A 20,047-nucleotide genomic window follows, 5' to 3' on the forward strand; every position below is an offset into this window, starting at 1 on the left:
CGACCCTTTGCGACGGGAGCGTTCTTGGCTCCTTCCTTGGGGCGAAATTTCAATCCCCTCCATTTGCGAATGGATGTCGTTACACGAAGCGGCCGGTCCGGCTGCCTCCGCGGTGAACCGATTTGCGCGGGGCCGCGTGCATTGAATGCCAACCGACTCCGAGAGACAGAAATGCGACGGCGACGAGGGCATTGGCCTGAGCTTTCAGCTAGAGGCCCGACGCGCGAGTTAGATCCTTGGTCGGTTTGTCGCGGGTAACGTTTTGCAGCGCCCTTACGAAATCATCATCGGAAACACCGAGAGCACTCGCTCTTGCCGATCTGAAAACTTGAACACAAACCCTCAGGAGACTCACCATGAAATCTATCGCTATCGCAATCGTCGTCGCGTTCTCGGCTGTCAGCACTGCCGCCATTGCTGCTCCATCCGACAATAGCGCTCTTTCCGTTCACGGCGTATTCGGCGGCAACTCGTACGGCAATTGATGCCATCGGCCTTCGTATCCCCATTGGGGCGAAGAGGCTGTGTACCGGCAGGTGCGTGCGGGACTCCTGCCGGTATTATTCTAGCTCGTTGAAGCATGGCTCGCACCGTTTCGCGTCTTTCAGACGGCACGAAACCTCGATTGATAAAGCTTAACGGCAAATCTTTTCCGCTTTGTTTTTGATCCGTTTGCGACTTCCTTGAGAGATATTGCCCGGCGCCGGTCGTAAGAACGACAACGGTTCCACACGCTCTCATGGGAGTTTCTCGATGAGTTTCGATATCTGGATCGGCGCCGGAGTTCTGATCGCGACAGCCGCGACCGATGCGGCCTATGTTATGTTCACGTCATCCGTCATCGCCCGACGCCCCCTCTCCGCCGCCAACTGGAGCGGCGTTTGGTATATGCTGTCGTCGTTTGCGGTCATCAGCTACACGAACAATTGGGTGTACGTCGGATTTGCGGTCGTTGGATCGTGGGTCGGCGCTTATGTGACCCTCAAATATTTTCATAAAGAACCGAGCCATCCCCCCGGCCCTTTGAGACCAGAAGCTTAGAATTCCCGCGCGGCGCCGTCGTCAGGACGTGGCGGGCAACATCGCCGTAAGTCCGGCGATCTCTTTGTCGGCATACGCTTCGAGTTCCGGCAAGAGCACGACGCTCTCCTGTTCGTTCGGATCCGTACGGGCAATAACCGCCGATATGGGTTTGCTGCTAAGATTGACGGGAAGATGGGGAATGCCCGCCGGAATATAAAATAAGTCCCCGGCTTTCGTTACGGTGTGATGCTGAAGTTTGTCGCCATACAGGGCTATCGCCTCGCCCTCCAAAACGTAGATGGCGGTTTCGTGGTTCTCATGCATATGCGCCTTGGCCCTGCCGCCCGGCGGTATGGTGAGTAAATGCATGCAAATACTTTTTGAGCCGACGGTCTCGGTGGCTATACCGCAGAAATAGGTGAGCCCCTGTTTGCCGTCATAGGTATCGCTGGGCCGCACAAGGTAGCAGGTCTGCTCCGAAGAATTGCCCATCTCAACCGTCTCCTTATCTCAAGATCCGCGCCGGCTATTTGACGAATCTATGGGGCAAGGCCGCAATTTGCCAGTCCTTATCCTGCGAGAGTTAGCGCGATCCGGCGGCCGAGCCGTTTTGGGACCGAAAAAAATGTGTCGATACCCGCATGGCTTCCCGATATGCAGGCCGCATGACCATCACTGACGGCGATTTCGAGATATTTCTTATCGTTCCACCGGGCCTTGAGCCGGCACTTCGCGATGAAGCGCGGGCAAATAGCTTCAAGAAGGCGGCCATCACCAAAGGCGGCGTTACGGTGCGCGGCGGCTGGCACGATGTCTGGCGGGCTAATCTGGAGCTGCGGGGCGCCAGCCGCGTGATCGCGCGCGTCGCCGCGTTCAGAGCTTCGCATCTTTCGGAACTCGACAAACGTGCGCGGCGAGTTGCATGGGGCAGCATTCTGCGCCGCGATCGACCGTTCCGCGTCGAGGCTTCCTGCGCGAGTTCCCGCATCTATCATTCCGGCGCCGCAGAGCAACGCGTCGAGCGTGCCATTCGCGAGGAGCTTGGCGCTCCGTTCGATCCCGATGCGGAGGTTTGCGTCAGGGCGCGCATTGAGAACGACATCTGCACGATCGGCATCGATACGTCCGGCGATCTGCTGCATAAGCGCGGACACAAGCAGGCGGTCAATAAAGCGCCGATGAGGGAAACGCTTGCCGCGCTCTTCTTGCAGCTGTGTGGATATAGCGGCCGTGAGCCAGTCGTCGATCCGATGTGCGGATCGGGAACATTCGTCATCGAGGCGGCTGAGATCGCTGCGGGGCTTATGCCAGGCCGCTCTCGGCATTTCGCGTTTGAGGAGTTAGCGAACTTCGACGGCGCTGCGTGGAAACGTCTGCGCGACGCCCGGGCTGCGACGAAGCCCACCGTGCGATTTTACGGCAGCGATCGTGATGCTGGCGCGATCAGCATGAGCCGCGCCAACGCGGAGCGCGCCGGCGTAACTGAACTCACCACGTTTCAACAACATGCGATCAGCGATCTTATCGCGCCCGATGGCCCGCCGGGACTCGTGATCGTCAATCCGCCCTATGGAGATCGGATTGGCGATAAAAACCATCTCAATTCGCTTTATCGTTCGCTGGGGCAGACGCTGCAGTCACGCTTCGCCGGATGGCGTGTCGGCATCATCTCGAATGAAAAGTCGCTGGCCTCCGCCACGGGCCTGCCGTTTGCCGCCCCGATAGGTCCGATATCGCACGGGGGGTTACGCGTTACGCTTTATCTCACGGCCCCGCTGAAACCTTAGCGGCGGAAATGCAATTCGCGGATCAGGCCGCCGAAGCATCTTCTCTCCGGACGGATCGCCACGTCGCTGGCCAATCGACATGGCCGACAAGAGAGGACGACAGCCTGAGCGGATCGGCGGATTCCCCTCCGAGTTGGATACTCAGAACATCCTGCTTTGAATCGAGTTCTTCATGCCAGTCAGCGAGCCACGCCGACAGATGGTACGTGCCCGGCGTAATCGGCAGGCCCGGCGCCTCACATCGCAATATTCCGGAAGTAAGGCCTTTCGCAATTTCGCCGCTCGAATGAAAGCGGCTGTTGGAGCCCCATAATGGCTGTCCGGTATCGGCACGAAGCATTATTCCGCCGACTGCCGTTGGAAGCGGCCTCGGGGCGACGAAGGCGATATCGACAATCAGGTTTCCTGTGCTCAGGGCCTCGCGATCGACGACGATCGAGGTGATCGATGGCTGCGCGGGGTTCGAGGCAAACGAGATCGCATCGGTGGAGTTGCTTGTGCTGATATACCGCCGGGCGACGGCTTCGACTGGACCGTCAGCGACGATTTTTCCATCCGCGAGCAACAGGGCTCGGTTGCAAAGTGCCCTGACGGCAGCGAGATTGTGGCTGACAAAGAGGACCGTTCGACCTTGTCCTGCGACGTGCTTCATCTTGCCGAGACATTTCTGCTGAAACTCTGCGTCGCCAACGGCGAGAACTTCGTCGACCACGAGGATCTCCTGCTCCAAATGTGCCGCCACCGCGAACGCGAGGCGGACATACATGCCGCTCGAATAGCGCTTCACGGGCGTATCGATAAATTTCTCGACCTCCGAAAATGCGACGATTTCGTCGAACTTGCGGCGGATCTCGGCGTGCTTCATCCCGAGAATGGCGCCGTTGAGATAGATATTCTCGCGGCCTGTAAGTTCGAGATGAAAGCCGGTTCCGACTTCAAGGAGACTTGCGACACGGCCCTTGATCTCGACCCTGCCCGCGCTCGGCTCGGTGATCCGCGACAGGATTTTCAGCAGCGTCGATTTTCCGGCACCATTGCGCCCAACGATGCCGACGACGTCGCCGCAATTGAGTTCGAAGGAAAGGTCTTTAAGGGCCCAGAAATCTTCGACTTCGTCGCCGGAAATTAATGGTCGGCCTCGTGCGGCGTCTAAACCCGTGCGTGCCCACTGCGTCACGCTCCGGACGACGACGTCGCGCAGCGCCGAATAGCGCTCCTGCCGATGACGGCCGATCACGTATCTTTTCGACAGCCTCTCGGCGCGAATGACGGTGTTGCTCATAGATTCGTTTTTCCTGGAGCTTTAGACAAGATCGGCAAATGAGCGCTCCGTTCCGCGGAAGTATTTAACGCCGATCCAGAGCATAAGCGCGGTCATGGCGAGGCTTGCCAGCAATCCTGGGACGTAAAGCCTACTGGCGTCGCCGAGGAGGCACCAGCGGAAGCCGTCGATAACGCCGACGACCGGATTGAGGCTGTACCAAATCCTGATGTTTTCCGGGATGATCTCGCTCGAAAAGCCGACCGGCGAAACGTAAAGCCCGAATTGGACCACGAACGGTATGACATACCGCATGTCGCGGTATTTGACGTTGAGGGCGGTGATCAGCAGCGCCGGACCAAGGCTCGCCAGAATTGCCAAGGCAATGAACAACGGCAGAAACACGACGTGCCAATTCGGCAGATACCGGAACCAAGCCATGAGGGCGAAGAGGATGGTCAAGTTGGCGAGGAAATCCACCAGCGCCACGACACCAGCGGATGCCGGTACGATCAGGCGCGGGAAATAGACTTTGCTGATGAGGTGAGCGCTGCCGATCATGCTGCTCGACGCCTCGCTCAGGATGCTTGAGAACAGAAACCAAGGCAGCATACCCGCGAATACCAGGATCGGATAAGGAACGTCGCCGTCCGTCGGCAACTTTGCGAGCTTCCCGAAAACGACTGTGAATATGATCATCGTCAGGAGCGGGCGGATGATCGCCCACGCGACACCGATGACGGTCTGCTTGTATCGTACGGTGATGTCGCGCCACGCGAGGATGGCGAACAGCTCGCGATAGTGCCAGAGGTCGGACCAGTAGTTGCGCTCGGCACGTCCGGCTTCGAGGACGAGCAGACGCGTCGTTCTATCGGTTGGGGAAATGACGCGATTCTTTCTGTTTGAAGTCATTCTGGATCGGGGATGGCGCGCGCAGCCGATGCCCCGGGGATGCCGGAGAGCGAATTCGCTGATTTAATGAAAAATCTACCGAACTGCGGGTGAATCACTTCACCCGGCTTGACGTCGAGGCTACAATGCTCCGCGAATTCCCGCGGTGGAATCGATGCACAGCCTACAGTTGCATTTGTTGCAGACGATAGCGCGTACCGTCAATAATTTTTTCCGCGACAGCGAATATCGCAAAGAACTTCAGCCCCGGCGACCGCGCATCAGAACCTTGCGGGCGGCCTTTTCTGGCGGCAAGAACAACGCCACTATTCGGCGATGTTTACCACGTCATCGCGTTGCGTCTCGCAAAGCCAATTCTCCCTGTACATATTGTCCGTATACACTTTTTTATCCTCGATAATCCGAGGCGCGGCGGAATTAACTTTAGAGCGGCAAAACCATTCGGCCAAGATCGATCAAGGTAATCGATTTTAACAAATCAGACCCGTATCTGGTCTTTGTCGGACACCTAGAAACGATACGTCAACATTGACGGATAATTCGCCTGCACTGTTGATTTTGCCAGTCTAAGGCTGAGAGAGAGCGTCGCATTTTCTCATAATTTACTCGTGAATTGAGCATTTTCATCAATAGGAACGCATTCATCGTGGTGGGCGAGAGTGATAACGGCGGCGGGAGCGCCGCAGCGCGCCGATTGCGAAAGACGCGTTTTTTGCAACCGCAGAAATTGCGTTCGATCGAAGCGCGATCTCACGACTGGCCGGCATTTCTGGTTAATTCCAACCGGACTGAGCCGCTTATTGAAGAAACGCCCGCTCCCGCAGCCGACTTTCAAAGCCGGATTAAGCTCGCCACCGGGGAATTGTCCGCATCGCTGTCGGCCCGCTATCTCGATGCCAAGGATCGATTGAATTCGCTCGGGCAGCAATCGCGCGATCTACCCGGCATTTGGCAACGGCATACCATGAGAGAGCAAACCTCGCGGATAGCGCTCATCGCCGTCGTTGCGCCGCTGCTGCTTCTCGCGACCCCCGGCCGCGCGCCTCCAACCGACACGCCAGCACCGCGTCCCGTTCACGTATCGTTGCCCACGCCGCCGGTGTTCGACCAGGAAGTGCGCCTCGCGTTTGCCCAGGGACTTCGCGATCGCTTGCTCTCGAATGCCATCGCGCTGAGCTTAAAGGGCCCAGTTCCGCTCGACACAGATGGCGGGCGCTCCGAAGCACCACCAATCGTGAGCCAGCCGCCGACTGTGGCGGATGCGGATGCACCGGTACCACCGCGAGTCATATTGGACGATCGAAAGTGGAGCTTGCCCTTCGGCAGTCAGCGCTATGCGCCGGCGGACTTTCCAAAAACGCCCGGAGGCTCATTCCGCGCCGAAATCGCGATGTCCGACTTAATGGACGTTCGCCAGACCGTCGCCCAGAACGATGTCCCTGTGGTCACTCCGGCACCGACGGCGAAAGAGATACAAGCTCCACGACGCAAGAAAGTTGTTGCGCAAAAGAAGCGGCGCCCCGCGCCGGTCAATCAGATGACGGCATCGGCGGCGGCTCAACCGACGATCACACAACAAGAACCGAACTTGCCGCCGCCGCCTATTCTCTTCTTCCTGGGAGCGCCGCCTCCACCGCAGTCCCAGCAGCCGTAGCGGCGCTCAGTCTCCCGAAGCGGCGGCGCCACCCAATCCGTCGTGGATTTCGAATTCAATCTCCGACGTCTTCACCGACGCCTGCCGATCGAGAGGCGATGCGGACCTAAGACTCAGCCAACCACAACTTCACTGGTCTGGAGGATAGGTGTCAGGTCCGTGTAATTGGCAATGTCCGCCAGAATCTCTTTGGCGTGAGGGCCAAAACCCGCCTGGAACGCCTCGACCGAGTCGCAGAAGAGATGGCACATGCCGATATAGGTCGGCGGCGTGCCGGGCGCTCCGCCGAACATGCCTTTATCGATGGTATAATACTTACAGAAATCACCCATCTTCTCTTTCACCATGGGCATGTGCTTGTCGCGATAATAGTCGTGATCGAACCGTGCGTTCAACTCGTTCGGATACATGACACTGACTTTGATCACGGGGAATTCCTTTCATTTACGGCTTGGATATCAAGGCTTGATAGCACGCTCGGCTCGATCCGGCATTCCGGGAAATATCGTGTCGTCACGTCCGTTCAGCGAGCAGGGAACGAACGGCTGGCGCAACGTCTCTACCCAGAAGTTCGATGGATCTCTTCATCTCTTTATATTCCCGCGAAGCCGAACTCATCTGGAAAGTGAAACGGGAGATGCCGCCGAGCGCTTCGCTCGCGTCGATGATCTTCCTTACGACAGTTTCCGGATCGCCGATTAGGAAGGCGCCTCCCGGTCCGCACTGGGCTTCGAATTGCGCGCGGGAGACCGGAGACCATCCTCGTTCGCGGCCGATCTCAGTGAACATCCGAGCCCAACCCGGAAAGAAGATGTCTTTCGCCTCGGCGGTGGTATCCGCGACAAACCCCATCGCGTGGACGCCGACTCGCATGCCGTCCTCGGGATGCCCGGCGCGCGTGTACGCCTGGCGGTAGAGATCGATGAGTGAACGAAATCTGCGAAATTCGCCGCCGATGATCGCAACTATGAGCGGCAGCCCAAGCTCGCCCGCGCGCACGAACGACCTCGCAGTTCCGCCGACGCCGAGCCAAATGGGCAGCACGGATTGATAGGGTCGCGGATATATCCCCTGACCAGACAGTGGCGGGCGAAATTTTCCCGACCAATGCACGTCGTTCGTCTGACGAATCTGGAGAAGAAGCTCGATTTTCTCGGCAAACAGCGCGTCGTAATCTTCAAAGCGCATGCCGAAGAGCGGATACGCTTCGCCGAACGATCCCCGTCCAACGACAAGCTCGGCGCGTCCCTTCGAGATCAGATCAAGCGTAGCGAATTCCTGGAACACGCGGACGGGATCGGCGGCGCTTAATACCGTTACCGCACTCGTCAATCGGATCGATTTTGTGCGCGCCGCAGCCGCAGCAAGAATAACGGCGGGTGCTGAATCGAGGAATTCGGGACGGTGATGCTCGCCGATGCCGAACACATCGAGCCCGACACTGTCGGCGATTTCGACTTCCTCAAGCAAATTCGCAAGGCGATCAGCAGGTGAGACCGTCGCGTCCGTGGTCGCTCCCGGCATGATCGCCGCAAAACTGTCTACGCCAATTTCCATTCAGGTTCTTTCCGGGAGGCCTCGTTCATCGAACCGCTCGCATGTGCGGGGCCGTGGCCACTCCTCTAACAGATCACGGCCCTGAGTGCTGCCTGGGTCAAGGCGCTTTGGCAAAGACGGCATCGAGTTGCATTTCGAACAACTCGCCGATGTTGACTGGGTGAGCCCGATCAAGAAACTTGTTGATCACGATGCCCGCCCAGATCGGCGCCAGAAGCAGGTAAGGATTCTTGACTAGTCGATCGTTCTCAAGTTCTCCCGATTTCCGTGCCGCCGTCGCCAAGCGTTTGACCTTTTGCAGGAGCGGATCGATCACGTCGCGGCGATAGATCTCAGCGATTGCCGGAAAACGCGAGCCTTCAGCGATGACCATGCGCGCAATATCGGCGCGGCTCTTCTTCTCGATGGCGTAGATTGAAACGACGAGCGTTCTTCGCAAAAAGTCTTCGACGCTCTCGTTCGGTGCCCGCTTCGCGTCATCAACGTCGATGTGTGCGTTCACGATTTCCTGCTGCACGACCGCGGAGAACAACGCTTCCTTGGCGACGAAATAGCGGTAGATCAGCCCCTTGGCGACACCGGCGCGCTTCGCAACGGTCTCGATCGTGGTGTTGGCAAACCCTTTTTCGAGAAACTCGGCCAACGCTGCATCGACGATGGATTGCCGCGTCAGCGCCGTCTTCTCCGGGCTGGCGCCGCGCCGACGAACGACCGGTTGATCGTTCTCAAGGACGCGGGTAGCGGCGGATTGTGTACTCTTATGCATGTCGCCTCTCTTCGGACTCGGCTTTCGCGATCCATACCTTCCAATTTCGATGGTGACCCATGCGTCCAACGCATTCTCAGCGATGGTCGTTTATCTTGACAAAAGTGACTGCTGAGTCATTTATACCTGACCGAGGCAATATTCAAGTTCGAATAATTGTCGGCTCTCAACGTGATTGCCTCCTTTACAGGTCGTGCGATGGCCGTTCCGGCGCCGTATCAGTGGATTTTTTCACTTAAAACGATGATCGCGGCGTTGCTGGCGCTGCTGATCAGTCTTTGGATTCCGCTGCCCAATCCGTACTGGTCGCTGGCAACCGTCTACATCGCGTCGAATCCGCTATCCGGTGCGACCCGATCGAAGGCCATCTTTCGCGTCATCGGAACTTTGCTCGGGGCGTCGGCCGCCATTGTGATGGTGCCCAATCTCGCGAACGCACCTGTGATGCTGGTCATCGCGTTGGCAAGCTGGTCGGCTGTCTGCCTCTACATTTCGCTGCTCGACCGCACGCCGCGAAGCTACATTTTCATGCTTGCGGGCTACACGGCGGCGCTCATCGGTTTTCCGACCGTAGACGTGCCGGGCACAATATTCGACGTGGCGTTAGCGCGGACAGAAGAAATCATCGTCGGCATCTTATGCGCAGCGGTTGTATCGAGTATTATCCTTCCACGAAGCGTCGCTCCGGTTATCGCACAGAGACTCAAAGCGTGGCTCACCAACGCCGACCTTAGCGCACGCGACGCTCTGCAACTGAAGACGGGTCCGGAAGCCGACGCGCATCGCTTGCGACTTGCCGGTGACACGGGCGAAATCGAAAACCTCGGCACTCATCTCATCTACGACGCGGGCGGACATCCCGAATTTCTTCAGAATGTGCGCGATGTTCGGCCGCGAATGCTGATGTTAATTCCGATTCTTTCGTCGATCGCGGATCGACTTCACGAGCTTTCGTTGCTCGGAGGGCCATCGAGCGCGGCCCAGAAGCTCGTCGACCGGTTGAACACATGGCTTGAGACCGGCAACTCCGAGAACATCGACGAACTCGATCGCCTGAAGGCGGATATCGAAGCTTGCATTGAAGAAAAAAACCGTGGTCACCGCAGTTGGAGAGAACTCGTCGAATTCAGTCTTCTAATGCGATTGAGCGATCTAGCTGCGATCCGGTCTGATTGCCTCGATGTTCTCAGGAGCGTCGAGGGAACGCCGGCCAAACCGCCAAGGCCGTTTTCCTATCCGATTGGTGAGCGCGCGACCCTGACTCGCCATTACGATCACGGCCTCGCACTTCTTTCGGCCGTCGTCAGCTTCTCCACGATATCGATTTGCTGCGCGTTCTGGATCTTGACGGCTTGGCCGGAAGGCGGTTTCGCCGTCCTGATGGCTGCCGTGTCCGGCAATCTCTTTTCAGCTCAGGACAACCCAGTCCCGTCGATCGTCGTGTTCGCCAAGTGGGCGGTGGTATCCGTCATTCTCTCCGCGCTTTACGTCTTCGCCATTCTTCCTCACGTCCACAATTTTGAGACTTTAGCGTTGGTTTTGGCGCCGGCACTCGTTGTCTTTGGGCTGTGCATTTCGAAGCCGGAAACGCTGCTGATCGGATTGGCTTTGGCAATCTGCATGGCCGCGATGATCGGACTGCAGGTGACGTTTGCGGTTGATACGGCAATGTTTTGGAATAGCAGCATGGCAACAGCAGCTGGCGTCATCATCGCTGCGGTCACGGCGTCCTTGCTTCGCACGCTTGGAGCCGAGTGGAGCATTCGACGCCTCGCGAACGCCAACAGAACGACGCTTGCCGACATCGCAGATGCTAGCAACTCGCGAGATGACGCGCGGCTGACCGGCCTCATGCTCGACAGGCTGGTTCTTCTCGCGCCAAGGGCCAAGGCCGCCGGTCATAGGATTCCCGGCGCGATCGGTGAATTGCGCGAAGGATTCAATATTCTCGATCTGCGCCGGTCTCGCGTCGGGCTCACACCCTACTCAAGACGGCGTGTCGATGCCGTTCTTCTTATGCTGAAGCGCTTCTACCAATCGGATGCCAATGCGTCCGCATCGGACTTGGTACTTGCGGCGATCAATCGAGCGCTCGCGGTCGTGCGGAATGAGCGGAGCGCTTCGGCACGCAATGCCCTACTTGGCCTCGTCGGACTGCGGCGCAGCCTATTCCCTGATCGCTCACCCCCTCACTTGCCGCACGCGCCGGAATATCTGGAGGCTGCGCAATGAACGAGGAAATCAGCATTTTCGGCATTTTTGTGCCGTCCATTCTCGCGTGCTCCATCATCTCCTACATACTGATGGTCGCTGCCTCACGCGTTCTTCGCGCCGCTGGCGCTTATCAATATATCTGGCATAGATCGCTCTTCAATCTATCGATATTCGTTTGCCTGCTCGGCGCGACCGTCCTCTTATTTTCTCAGGCTCATCCATGACTAATACTCAGCTGAAAATTGTCGCGCGCTATGGCGTTACGCTGGCGCTTGCGGTCGTTGCAATCTATGCGGGATGGCGTCTGTGGGCTCATTATGAGCTCGAGCCTTGGACTCGCGACGGGCGGGTGCGCGCCGATATCGTCGAGATCGCACCGGACGTTTCCGGGCTCGTGACCGATGTGCCGGCCCACGACAACCAGATCGTTCACAAGGGCGACGTTCTTTTCCGGATCGACCGCGACCGCTTCAATCTCGCGCTGAAGCAGGCGGAGGCGAACCTCGAAGGACGGGTTGCCGTACTTGATGCCGCTCAGAAAGATCTCGTTCGCTATAAGAACATGACAGCCATCGCCGTCAGCGAGCAAAAGGTCGAGCAGGTTACCGCGACGGCGGCGCAAGCCGCGGCGGACCTGCATCGCGCGGAGGCCGATCGCGATGTGGCAAAACTCAATCTCGAGCGTTCAGAAGTCCGCGCGTCGGTCAACGGTCCAATTACGAACTTCGATTTGCGGCCCGGGAACTACGTCACCGCCGGCAAGGGCGTCGCGGCGTTGATTGACCAGGATTCTCTCCGCGTCGAAGGATACTTCGAGGAGACAAAGCTGCCTCTCATCCGCGTCGGCGATAAAGCCGTCGTTCACCTGATGGGCGAGGACAGGCCGCTTCTCGGCCATGTCGAGAGCGTCGCTGGGGGTATCGAGGACCGCGACCGCAGCGCCGGCGCAAACCTGCTTGCCGACGTCAATCCAACCTTCAGTTGGGTGCGTCTCGCGCAGCGCATACCGGTCCGCATCGCGCTCGACCACGTTCCGGATGGCGTCCGTCTGGTGGCGGGGCGTACGTCGACGGTCGTTATCGTTCCAGACGAAAATGCCCCTCGCGTCACGGACGCGAAGTAGCGGGACCGGAAGCCGGGCGTTTTGTCGTCCTGCCTCGTTGACAACGGGGGCGCATGGCCGCCAACCTCGTCCATCGCAAATCGAAGCGAGATGGGGCTCCGGCGTGCCGCCGATGTTTGCTGTCGGCGAAAAAATTCCCCGCTGCGCATGTTGACGTCGATCAATGTTCCTGCGCTGCTTGCACGCCAATGATCCGCCGGGCTTTGCCGGGAAGGGCCAAAGGAATGGCGTCACAAGCCACCGTGGCTGTCGAAAATGTGCGACTACCGTCGCAGTCGGCGGTCGCAAAGTCCATCTCCTATCGAACGAGCGCGGCGCTTCAGATCGGGGCGTCGCTGCTGTGGATCGCACAGGCGGCATTCATTGGCGCCGCAGTAAACGACGCCGCGAGCGGGCGCATATCGAACTGGAGCGCGTGGGCGGCATTCGGCGTGCTGTCGATCGGGGTTCTACGAGCAATCCTCGACGGCATCGGAAGCCGCCTCGCTTTTTGCACTGGACGTGATGCCGCGACGCACCTCAGGGAGCTTGCCGTAGCTGGCCTCGCCGCGCGCTCGCCGCTCGATGCCGAACGCTCCCAATCCGGACGCGCCGGCAGTATCGTCGCCGAGCAGGCTGAGATGATCGTGCCGTATGTGGCCCGCTTCGAGATTGCGAGACTACGGTCCGTCGTCGTGCCCGGCGTCATTCTTCTTTTTATTCTGTCGCTGTCCTGGACGGCGGCGTTCGTTCTGCTCGTCGCCGCTCCGCTCATTCCGATCTTCATGGCATTGATCGGGTGGCGTGCGAAAGCGGCAAGCGAAGCGCAACTCGCCGAGACCGGCGATATGAACGCCTTCCTGCTCGACCGGCTGCGTGGAATCGCCACGATCCGCGCACTCGGGGCCGTGGATGTGACGGCGAAGCGACTTCGGGCGACGGCGGAAGCCCTGCGCTCGCGCACGATGGCCGTTCTCAGAATTGCGTTCCTATCTTCAGCGGTTCTGGAGCTTTTTTCCGCACTTGGGGTCGCGATGGTTGCCGTTTATGTCGGCTTTCATCTGCTCGGACAACTGAATTTCGGCACTTGGGGCGGGCCGCTAAGTTTGGGCGAAGGGCTGTTCATTCTTCTTCTCGCACCGGCGTTTTTCGAACCGCTCCGCGAACTTTCGTCCGTATGGCATGATCGCGCGTCGGGGCAGGCAGCTATCGAAGAACTCAATCGTCTTGCCGCGCTCGATCATTCCTTGCTCGGTGCAGATGGTGGCAGCGAGCATGAGCCAATCGTCTTTCGTCATGCGCCCGCAGTTTCGGTCAAAGGTCTTTGCTTCGGATATCGCAATATCGATGCCTTGGTTTTCGATCGCTTCGATCTTGCGATCGCGCCGGGTGAGCATGTTGCTCTTCTCGGCCCGAGCGGCTCGGGAAAGTCGACGCTTCTGGCGCTTTTGGCCGGACTTGCATCGCCGACATCGGGCGCCATCGCAATCGGCGGGCACGCCGTTACGGCTCAAAGTGCGCCGGGATTGCGCGGCAATATCGCCTGGATCGGCCAGCGTCCGCACATCTTCGCGGGGACGCTCGCGAGCAATGTCGTGATTGGGGGAACAGCCGATCGCGCGGTCGTCTCGAAGGCGCTGCAATTTGCCCAACTCGGCGACATCGCCCATGCGCGTGGTCTGGATGCGATCGGGGAAAACGGCATCGGGCTTTCCGGTGGAGAGACGCTTCGCCTCGCTATCGCTCGTGTCGCGGCACACCCCCATAGCGGACTGATCCTGGCGGACGAACCCACGGCTCACCTCGATGCCGAAACAGCACGCGACGTAACGGACAATCTTCTCGCTCTCGCACGCGGCAAGACGATGATCGTCGCGACGCATGATCTGACACTCGCACGGCGCATGGATCGCATCATCCGATTGGGCGATTTGGATCTGGAGAAGGCGGCATGATCGCGATTCTCAAAGATCTTCGGCCCGTCCTCGCACTTTTTTGGCGCGGCCCGCGCGCGAAGCTTCTTTCGGGATTGGCGCTCAGCGCCGCGACCGTGCTCAGCGGGCTGGCTTTGCTCGGCCTGTCGGGCTGGTTCATCACGGCGACTGCCATTGCCGGTCTGAGCGCATTGGCGGCATTATCATTCGATGTGTTTTCGCCCTCGGCGGGTATCCGCTTCTTTGCATTGGCGCGAACGGCGAGCCGATACGGGGAGCGGCTCGTCACGCACGACGCGACACTCGGTCTGCTCGCTGACCTTCGCGAGCGGCTGTTTCGCGGCTCGGCTGCCATGCGGGAAGCGGAGAAATTGCGCATGCGCCCCGCTGCACTCCTGTTCCGGCTCACGCAGGATATCGATGCGCTCGACTCGCTTTATCTCCGCGTGATCGTACCCATGGGTGCCGCAATCGCCGCTGCGCTGGCAACTGGCGTCACGTTCGGATTCATTCGACCCATTGCCGGGATTGCGTCCGGAATTTTTCTTCTCTTTTTCGGACTTGGCATTCCGATCGTCTCCGCGCGCTTCGCCCAGCGCTTCGCGCGACGCCGGTCTCGCGCGCTCGAAAGCCTACGTGCACGCGTCATCGATCTCGTCTCCGGCCAAACGGAACTTGTCATGGCCGGGCGAATAGATGCGGAGCGACATGCCATCGCCACGGCCGATCAAAAACTCTCCGATGCCGACGGCCGGCTCAACCTCATTGAAACCATCTCCGGAGCAGCGTTCGGTATAGCGAGTTCCGCTCTGATCGCCGCCGCGCTTCTCGTCACCATGGCTCTTGTCCGGCACGGCGAAATCGGCGCGCCGGTTGCGGCGCTCGCTATCTTGGTGGCGGTAGCGGCGCTTGATCCGTTCACGGCATTGCGACGTGGCGCGGTCGAACTCGGACGAACCTGCATCGCCGCGCGACGCGTCGGCTCCCGTCTCGCGCCAATATCTGGGTCGCCGATGCCATCGCCGCCCGACGGCACGGCTTGTGCGCTCGATGGCATATCGGTTCGCCATGCGGACGCGTCGAGACCGGTCATCCATGATCTTTCGCTGTCGCTTCGAACGGGTGAATGTGTGGCCCTGATTGGCGCCAGCGGCTCGGGAAAAACGACGCTGATCTCCATCATTGCCGGTGAAATTTCGCCCGAGCAAGGCATTGTGCAAACCGTGCCTGCCACGCTTCTCACACAGCGCACCGAACTTTTTGCGGACTCGCTTGGCGACAATCTAAGACTTGCCGATCCCGAAGCGGACGATGCGCAACTGTTGCTGGCGATCGAATCCGCTGGGCTCGCCCCGTACGTAGCAAGCCTCGCCAACGGCCTCGACACACGCCTCGGCGAAGGCGGATTCGGACTTTCGGGCGGCGAAGCGCGCCGTCTCGCGATGGCGCGCCTTTTTCTCCGTGATACGCGGCTTTGGCTGTTGGACGAGCCCACCGAAGGACTCGATGATAGCACTGCACGTGATGTCATCGAGCGCCTCTCGACAAAATCCGCAGATCACACGCTGCTAATCGCGACGCATATCCGGCGCGAGGCCGAAATGGCGGATCGACTGATATCGATCGAAGACGGACGCATCATCGCGACTGCTTCTCGGGGAGAGATGGCGTTCGACGTGATGCTTGCAACACTAAGACAGGACTAACGATAGACGACGGGGCGGCGTCATCACAGCGCTTCTTCCTGAGAATGAGACCGACCGAAAGTCGGAGAGAGGCAAAATGGAACTCGATATCGTGGCGCTTTCGCGCCTGCAATTTGCGACGACAGCGCTCTATCACTTCTTGTTTGTTCCGCTGACGCTTGGGCTTTCGGTTCTCCTCGCGATCATGGAGACGGTCTATGTCATGACCGGGCGCCAAATCTGGCGACAGATGACGAAGTTCTGGGGCACGCTGTTTGGCATCAATTTCGTGATCGGCGTCGCCACCGGCCTTGTCATGGAATTCCAGTTCGGGATGAATTGGAGTTATTACAGCCATTATGTCGGAGACATCTTCGGTGCGCCTCTAGCCATCGAAGGATTGATGGCGTTCTTCCTCGAAGCGACGTTCGTCGGGCTTTTCTTCTTCGGTTGGGACCGAATGTCGAAGGTCGGGCACCTCGTCGCGACGTGGTGTGTCGCCATCGGCTCGAATTTCTCGGCGCTTTGGATCTTGATCGCGAACGGCTGGATGCAAAATCCGGTCGGCTCTGCTTTCAATCCGCAGACGATGCGCATGGAAGTGACGAACTTCTTCGACGTGGTATTCAATCCCGTCGCGCAGGCGAAATTCGTTCACACCGTTTCCGCCGGATACGTGACTGCGTCAGTATTCGTTCTCGGCGTTTCGGCTTGGTATTTGTACAATCATCGGCATACGGCGCTCGCCAAACGATCGATGACGGTCGCGGCCTCGTTCGGTCTTGCGTCGGCCCTTTCGGTTGTCGTGCTTGGGGACGAAAGCGGCTACCTCTCGACCGAGCATCAGAAAATGAAGCTCGCGGCTATCGAGGCGATGTGGAAAACTGAACCGGCGCCGGCCGCTTTCACGCTGTTCGGCTTCCCGGACCAGAAAGCGCGCGAGACGCATTTCGCGGTTCACGTTCCCTGGGTCATGGGTTTGATCGGCACGCGCTCGTTGACGACCGAGATTCCAGGCATCGAGGATCTGGTCGCGCGCGCGAAGGATCGAATCCGGCAAGGCATAGTGGCTTTCGACGCCTTGCAGCAGATTCGCGCGGCAAACGATCCGGCGACCGTGCCGCAGGCCGCAACCGATGCGCTGGAAAAGAATGGCAACGATCTGGGCTATGCACTTCTTCTGAAGCGCTATGTCGATGATCCGCGCAAGGCGACGGATGCCCAAATCGATCAGGCTGCCTGGGATACGGTGCCGAACGTGCCTTCGCTGTTCTGGTCGTTCCGCATCATGGTCGGCCTCGGCTTCTTCTTCATCGCGTTGATGGCGACCTTCTTCTATCTGTCGGCGCGGAGGCGGCTCGACCAGCATCCGTGGTTGCTTCGTCTCGCGGTTTTCGCCATTCCGCTTCCGTGGATCGCTGCGGAGTTGGGGTGGGTGGTTGCGGAGTTTGGACGTCAGCCCTGGATCATCGAGGGTATTCTGCCGACAGCCGCCGGCGTTTCGAGCCTCGGCGCGTTTACGGTTCTCCTCACGCTTCTCGGGTTCATCGCGCTTTATACCGTGCTCTTCATCGTCGAGATGGGCCTCATGATCCGAGCCATCCGCGCCGGACCTCAGCCCGACGATGCGCCCGACGCCATTCTCGTTTCCCCTTCACTCGTCGCCGCGGAGTAGACCAATGATCCTGCATCAATTCATCGATTACGACACGCTCCGCATCATCTGGTGGCTGCTGCTCGGCATCCTGCTGATCGGATTTGCCGTCATGGACGGGTTCGATCTCGGCGCTGCCGCGCTGTTGCCGTTCGTTGCGAAAACGGACGTCGAACGGCGCGTGGTGATCGACAGTATCGGGCCGACGTGGGAGGGCAACCAAGTTTGGCTGATCTTGGGTGGCGGAGCGATCTTCGCCGCGTGGCCGCCGCTCTACGCGGTCTCGTTCTCGGGCTTCTATCTCGCGATGTTCGCGATCCTGTTTGCATTGATCCTGCGTCCAGTTGGATTCAAGTATCGTTCGAAGCGCGATAATCCGACGTGGCGCAAGGCGTGGGACGCGGCGTTGTTCGTCGGCGGCGCGGTTCCGGCGCTGATCTTCGGCGTTGCCGTCGGCAATGTGCTGCAGGGCGTCGCGTTTCACTTCAACGGCGATCTTCGGATCTTCTACGACGGCAGCACCTTATTCGAGCTTCTAAACCCATTTGCCCTGTTGTGCGGATTGGTATCGGTCGCGATGCTCGTGATGCACGGCGCCGGATGGCTCGTGCTGAAGACCGAAGGTCCCGTCGCCGATCGGGCAAGGGCGTTTGGAAGCATCGCGGCGCTCGCGACAGTCGCGCTCTTTCTTCTCGGAGGGATCTTTCTCTGGATCGGCGTCGACGGTTATCACATCACGAGCACTGTCAATCCCGTCGGGCCGTCCAATCCGCTCGCCAAAACCGCAGCGGTGGCGCCGGGTGCGTGGCTTGAAAACTACGGCTCGCATCCGTTGACGATGCTTGCGCCATTGTTCGGACTTGTGGGTGCAGGCGCGGCTTACGCGTTCATGAGCGCGCGGCGCGAGATCGCGACAATCCTGGCGTCGTCGCTTTCGATCGCCGGGATCGTCACGACGGTCGGGGTATCAATGTTTCCCTTCATCCTGCCGTCATCGGTCGATCCCCGTTCGAGCCTCACGGTTTGGGATGCTTCGTCGAGCCACATGACGCTTTTCATCATGCTCGTCGCGGCGGTAATCTTCGTGCCGATCATCATCGCCTACACGACGTGGGTCTATCATGTGATGTGGGGCAAGGTTGACGAGAAGGCCATTCGTGAAGACAGCGGCCATGCTTACTAACGCACCTGAAAGGAGAGATTGATCATGTGGTACTTTGCTTGGCTGCTCGGCCTGCCGCTCGCTGCCGCTTTCGCTGTTCTCAACGCCATGTGGTACGAGCTGATGGAGGATGCGGCGGTTGCCCGTGCGCGGACCGTGCCGGCAACTGACAGTTCTCAGCGAAAATAAAACGGAATGACGTACGCGAGCTGACTTGGTGTCAGATCCGGCGGCGGCTCACCGAAGGGCGCTGATTTCTTGACGACGGCAAGCGCGGCGCTATCGAGCGTCGCGCTTCCCGAGGTTTCGGAAACCCGCAAATAGAGGATGCCACCGTCGGCCGCGATGCCGAAAGATACCATGACGGTTCCTCGAAGCCCGTTACCCATGGGTTTGTTGTGCGCCAATTGCGCGCGAATCTTCGCGCCGTAGCTTAAGGCGTTTCCGCGACTTGCAGAGACACGGCCTTCGGCGGCGGCCTGGGACGCGTTCGATCGCGATGTGGAGCTTCCCGCAACCTGCTGATGCGATTCCTGTTGCGGCGTTTTCTTTTCCTTCTCGACTTCTTTTTTCCGCTCGGCCTTCGCGGGCGTGTCTTCTTTCGTCTCGACCGCCTCCGGCATCTCCTCGACGGGCGTCTCCGAGATCTCGTCGGCCTTTATTTCGCTTACTGCGTCGGGTGCGCCACCGCCTCGAATGACCGGCAAGGGATCGTCCGTAGGGGTAACTGCCGTAGGGGTGACATCGGCCACTTTTATCGGCTTCGGCGGCGGCTCATCGGAGACGGGATCGTTTTCGACCTCGGCCAGTTCCTGCGGCTTCGATTCAGCGGATTGAACGCTTCCGGCTTGCGAGGCCGCGGCAGCCGCGGAGGCCGTCTGCATCGTCTCGGTCGAGATCGATTCCAGGACGACCGATTGCTCCATCGAGAGACTGAACGTATCGGTCTTGTCGGCGAGCGTGCCGAACTCTTCGCCGGAGTCGCGCATCAGCATCGAATAGATCAGACCGCCATGGAGCGCTGCCGAGAAAACGATCGCGGCAAAGAGAAGTACTTGCACCGCTGGTTTCGCGGCGCCCGTCGCTTGGGCGATCTTGAATTTCGGTTGAGCGATTGCCCGGTCGGCGGCGCCTTCGACGTGGCCCTTCGCCTTGCCAAAGTCGATCGCTACGACGTTCGTGCGCGAGTCGAACGCGGAGGGATTCGACCCTATCGATTGCGCGTGCCGCGCGGGCCGGTCGTTGCGATCGATGAGCATCACCCTTCGCGCGCCTCCGTTGACATCGACTAACTTTAATCGTGATGGCACCGGCGGATTTCTCCGCCGATGCCGAA

The 20,047-nt window shown here is 59.3% G+C and carries 19 protein-coding genes; 12 read left to right on the forward strand and 7 right to left on the reverse strand.

Translation table 11 applies throughout. From position 1 onward, the window contains the following. Positions 1-356 precede the first annotated feature (356 nt). Positions 357-485, forward strand: a complete 129-nt coding sequence (locus tag WC811_RS08200) for a hypothetical protein (protein ID WP_372642885.1) — start codon at positions 357-359, stop codon at positions 483-485. 268 nt (positions 486-753) lie between these two features. Continuing rightward, the gene (locus WC811_RS08205; RefSeq protein ID WP_372642887.1) at positions 754-1,041 is read left to right on the forward strand and encodes a hypothetical protein; all 288 of its coding nucleotides are present in this window, start codon (positions 754-756) and stop codon (positions 1,039-1,041) included. A gap of 21 nt (positions 1,042-1,062) precedes the next feature. Here WC811_RS08205 and WC811_RS08210 read toward each other — a convergent pair whose 3' ends face one another. Further along, positions 1,063-1,515 (reverse strand): cupin domain-containing protein, encoded by a 453-nt coding sequence (locus WC811_RS08210; RefSeq protein WP_372642889.1) that lies wholly within the window; start codon positions 1,513-1,515, stop codon positions 1,063-1,065. Positions 1,516-1,688: 173 nt separating this feature from the next. On the opposite strand from WC811_RS08210, the gene WC811_RS08215 reads away from it, so the two are divergent. Further along, complete coding sequence (locus tag WC811_RS08215) at positions 1,689-2,810, forward strand: class I SAM-dependent RNA methyltransferase (protein WP_372642892.1); 1,122 nt, start codon at positions 1,689-1,691, stop codon at positions 2,808-2,810. A 22-nt stretch (positions 2,811-2,832) separates the two neighbouring features. Here WC811_RS08215 and WC811_RS08220 read toward each other — a convergent pair whose 3' ends face one another. Continuing rightward, entirely contained in the window at positions 2,833-4,092 is a 1,260-nt protein-coding gene (locus WC811_RS08220) for an ABC transporter ATP-binding protein (protein WP_372642895.1), read from the reverse strand. A gap of 21 nt (positions 4,093-4,113) precedes the next feature. After that, positions 4,114-4,983, reverse strand: a complete 870-nt coding sequence (locus tag WC811_RS08225; protein WP_372642898.1) for an ABC transporter permease — start codon at positions 4,981-4,983, stop codon at positions 4,114-4,116. Between the two features lie 712 nt (positions 4,984-5,695). Here WC811_RS08225 and WC811_RS08230 point away from each other — a divergent pair. After that, the gene (locus WC811_RS08230) at positions 5,696-6,637 is read left to right on the forward strand and encodes a hypothetical protein (RefSeq protein ID WP_372642901.1); all 942 of its coding nucleotides are present in this window, start codon (positions 5,696-5,698) and stop codon (positions 6,635-6,637) included. 113 nt (positions 6,638-6,750) lie between these two features. Here WC811_RS08230 and WC811_RS08235 read toward each other — a convergent pair whose 3' ends face one another. The 3 genes from WC811_RS08235 to WC811_RS08245 form a co-directional block, all read right to left on the reverse strand. Beyond that, on the reverse strand, positions 6,751-7,065 hold the full coding sequence (locus WC811_RS08235; RefSeq protein ID WP_372642903.1) for an EthD family reductase: 315 nt from the start codon (positions 7,063-7,065) through the stop codon (positions 6,751-6,753). A gap of 85 nt (positions 7,066-7,150) precedes the next feature. Then, a complete protein-coding gene (locus WC811_RS08240; protein ID WP_372642906.1) occupies positions 7,151-8,194 on the reverse strand; it encodes an Atu2307/SP_0267 family LLM class monooxygenase in 1,044 nt (347 codons plus the stop codon). A 97-nt stretch (positions 8,195-8,291) separates the two neighbouring features. Next, a complete protein-coding gene (locus WC811_RS08245; protein WP_372642908.1) occupies positions 8,292-8,960 on the reverse strand; it encodes a TetR/AcrR family transcriptional regulator in 669 nt (222 codons plus the stop codon). 156 nt (positions 8,961-9,116) lie between these two features. Here WC811_RS08245 and WC811_RS08250 point away from each other — a divergent pair, with 156 nt between their 5' ends. The 8 genes from WC811_RS08250 to cydX all read left to right on the forward strand — a co-directional run bounded on the left by WC811_RS08250 (position 9,117) and on the right by cydX (position 18,900). Beyond that, a complete protein-coding gene (locus WC811_RS08250) occupies positions 9,117-11,192 on the forward strand; it encodes an FUSC family protein (RefSeq protein WP_372642911.1) in 2,076 nt (691 codons plus the stop codon). Continuing rightward, on the forward strand, positions 11,189-11,398 hold the full coding sequence (locus tag WC811_RS08255; RefSeq protein WP_372642914.1) for a DUF1656 domain-containing protein: 210 nt from the start codon (positions 11,189-11,191) through the stop codon (positions 11,396-11,398). The genes WC811_RS08250 and WC811_RS08255 overlap by 4 nt, the downstream gene beginning before the upstream one ends. Further along, on the forward strand, positions 11,395-12,297 hold the full coding sequence (locus WC811_RS08260; protein WP_372642916.1) for an efflux RND transporter periplasmic adaptor subunit: 903 nt from the start codon (positions 11,395-11,397) through the stop codon (positions 12,295-12,297). The genes WC811_RS08255 and WC811_RS08260 overlap by 4 nt, the downstream gene beginning before the upstream one ends. Positions 12,298-12,521: 224 nt before the next feature. Beyond that, the gene (gene cydD, locus WC811_RS08265; protein WP_372642919.1) at positions 12,522-14,231 is read left to right on the forward strand and encodes a thiol reductant ABC exporter subunit CydD; all 1,710 of its coding nucleotides are present in this window, start codon (positions 12,522-12,524) and stop codon (positions 14,229-14,231) included. Further along, complete coding sequence (gene cydC / locus WC811_RS08270) at positions 14,228-15,916, forward strand: thiol reductant ABC exporter subunit CydC (RefSeq protein WP_372642922.1); 1,689 nt, start codon at positions 14,228-14,230, stop codon at positions 15,914-15,916. Before cydD ends, cydC begins: the two co-directional genes overlap by 4 nt. Before the next feature lie 76 nt (positions 15,917-15,992). Further along, positions 15,993-17,570, forward strand: coding sequence for a cytochrome ubiquinol oxidase subunit I (locus WC811_RS08275; RefSeq protein WP_372642925.1), 1,578 nt, complete (start codon positions 15,993-15,995; stop codon positions 17,568-17,570). A 4-nt stretch (positions 17,571-17,574) separates the two neighbouring features. After that, positions 17,575-18,732, forward strand: coding sequence for a cytochrome d ubiquinol oxidase subunit II (cydB, locus tag WC811_RS08280; RefSeq protein ID WP_372642927.1), 1,158 nt, complete (start codon positions 17,575-17,577; stop codon positions 18,730-18,732). Positions 18,733-18,756: 24 nt separating this feature from the next. Beyond that, positions 18,757-18,900: a cytochrome bd-I oxidase subunit CydX gene (cydX, locus tag WC811_RS08285; RefSeq protein ID WP_372642929.1), complete on the forward strand. Its 144-nt coding sequence runs from the start codon at positions 18,757-18,759 to the stop codon at positions 18,898-18,900. Here the strand turns inward: cydX and WC811_RS08290 are convergent. Next, complete coding sequence (locus tag WC811_RS08290; protein WP_372643715.1) at positions 18,888-19,970, reverse strand: energy transducer TonB; 1,083 nt, start codon at positions 19,968-19,970, stop codon at positions 18,888-18,890. The two genes, cydX and WC811_RS08290, sit on opposite strands and share 13 nt — an antisense overlap. Positions 19,971-20,047: the final 77 nt, after the last annotated feature.

The sequence above is a fragment of the Hyphomicrobium sp. genome, from assembly GCF_041659645.1.
Taxonomy (GTDB): domain Bacteria; phylum Pseudomonadota; class Alphaproteobacteria; order Rhizobiales; family Hyphomicrobiaceae; genus Hyphomicrobium_B.